Source organism: Escherichia sp. WS3063 (assembly GCF_046486595.1).
GTDB classification, from domain to species: domain Bacteria; phylum Pseudomonadota; class Gammaproteobacteria; order Enterobacterales; family Enterobacteriaceae; genus Escherichia; species Escherichia coli.
Genome location: NZ_JBJQKY010000065.1, coordinates 1 through 1407 on the forward strand (window position 1 = coordinate 1; position 1407 = coordinate 1407).

A 1407-nucleotide genomic window follows, 5' to 3' on the forward strand; every position below is an offset into this window, starting at 1 on the left:
TGTGCTGCTGTGCTGTTTTGGTTCATCGGTGCCGAATCATGCCGCCATTTACTGTGGTGATGGCGAGCTGCTGCACCATATTCCTGAACAACTGAGCAAACGAGAGAGGTACACCGACAAATGGCAGCGACGCACACACTCCCTCTGGCGTCACCGGGCATGGCACGCATCTGCCTTTACGGGGATTTGCAACGATTTGGCCGCCGCATCGACCTTCGTGTGAAAACGGGGGCTGAAGCCATCCGGGCACTGGCCACACAGCTCCCGGCGTTTCGTCAGAAACTGAGCGATGGCTGGTATCAGGTACGGATTGCCGGGCGGGATGCAGGAGAAACCGAATTATCATCCCGTCTTAATGAGCCGCTGGCAAATGGTGCCGTGATCCACATCGTACCGCGTCTGGCGGGTGCCAAAAGTGGTGGTGTTTTTCAGGCAGTGCTGGGTGCGGCGCTGATTGCTACGGCAATCTGGATGCCAGGAATCAGTATCGCTTTCAGTGACATTCTCTTTTCTATGGGGGCAGCGATGACGCTTGGTGGTGTCGCACAGATGCTGGCCCCTAAACCCAAAACTCCACGTACACAGACAACGGATAACGGCAAACAGAACACCTATTTCTCCTCACTGGATAACATGGTTGCCCAGGGCAATGTCCTGCCTGTTCTGTACGGTGAAATGCGCGTGGGGTCACGTGTGGCATCTCAGGAGATCAGCACGGCAGATGAAGGGGATGGTGGTCAGGTTGTGGTAATTGGGCGGTAATATTATTTACTCATGTTCTAACTGATTTAATATTTATATCGAACACTGATAATTATTCTATTGGTTAGCTATATGAACAAAACGATTTTATTCTGCACGATTATTGCCTTAACAGGATGTAAATCTTTGGATTACGTAAAATCCGGAAAACCTGTAATGGAAGGTAATTCATTAAAAAATATTGATGAATTGTCAGGCTGCATATCCAGACAATGGGCTGGTAATGGAACACCTATAACATCCCTTCCTATTGAGAATGGGGTAAGCCTTTTAGTTCCACAGGCTATGGGGGGATATGATGTTGTGCTTGATATCAAAAAAGCAGGAAATGGCAGTAGTTTTACTCTTTATGAACGTGTACCAGCATTAACGCCAAAAATTTTTGCTGATAGTGTTAATGCATGTAAATAATAGTTAATCCTGCTGTAACTCATGAGCCGCCTTTTGGGCGGCTTTGTTGTTTATGGAGTGTGAGGAATGGGTAAAGGAAGCAGTAAGGGGCATACCCCGCGCGAAGCGAAGGACAACCTGAAATCCACGCAGCTGCTGAGTGTGATCGATGCCATCAGCGAAGGGCCGGTTGAAGGTCCGGTGGATGGATTAAAAAGCGTGCTGCTGAACAGTACGCCGGTGCTGGACAGTGAG

Annotated in this window: 4 protein-coding genes; all 4 read left to right on the forward strand. The window is 49.0% G+C overall.

The annotated features are described in order from the left end of the window. A partial coding sequence (locus ACJHYW_RS25160) for an NlpC/P60 family protein (RefSeq protein WP_280741130.1) occupies positions 1-223 on the forward strand: 223 nt, incomplete at its 5' end. Next, positions 187-762, forward strand: coding sequence for a tail assembly protein (locus ACJHYW_RS25165; protein WP_237985455.1), 576 nt, complete (start codon positions 187-189; stop codon positions 760-762). The genes ACJHYW_RS25160 and ACJHYW_RS25165, both read left to right, overlap by 37 nt. A 72-nt stretch (positions 763-834) precedes the next feature. Then, positions 835-1173 carry a hypothetical protein gene (locus tag ACJHYW_RS25170; RefSeq protein WP_001332187.1) on the forward strand — a complete coding sequence of 113 codons (339 nt, stop codon included), beginning with the start codon at positions 835-837 and terminating at the stop codon, positions 1171-1173. Positions 1174-1239: 66 nt separating this feature from the next. Beyond that, positions 1240-1407, forward strand: a 168-nt coding sequence (locus ACJHYW_RS25175; RefSeq protein ID WP_000515547.1) for a hypothetical protein, incomplete at its 3' end; no start/stop codon positions are given.

Excerpts from the sequence above, each read along its gene's own strand:
- ACJHYW_RS25170 (WP_001332187.1), top strand. The coding sequence starts at position 835 with ATGAACAAAACGATTTTATTCTGCACGATTATTGCCTTAACAGGATGT.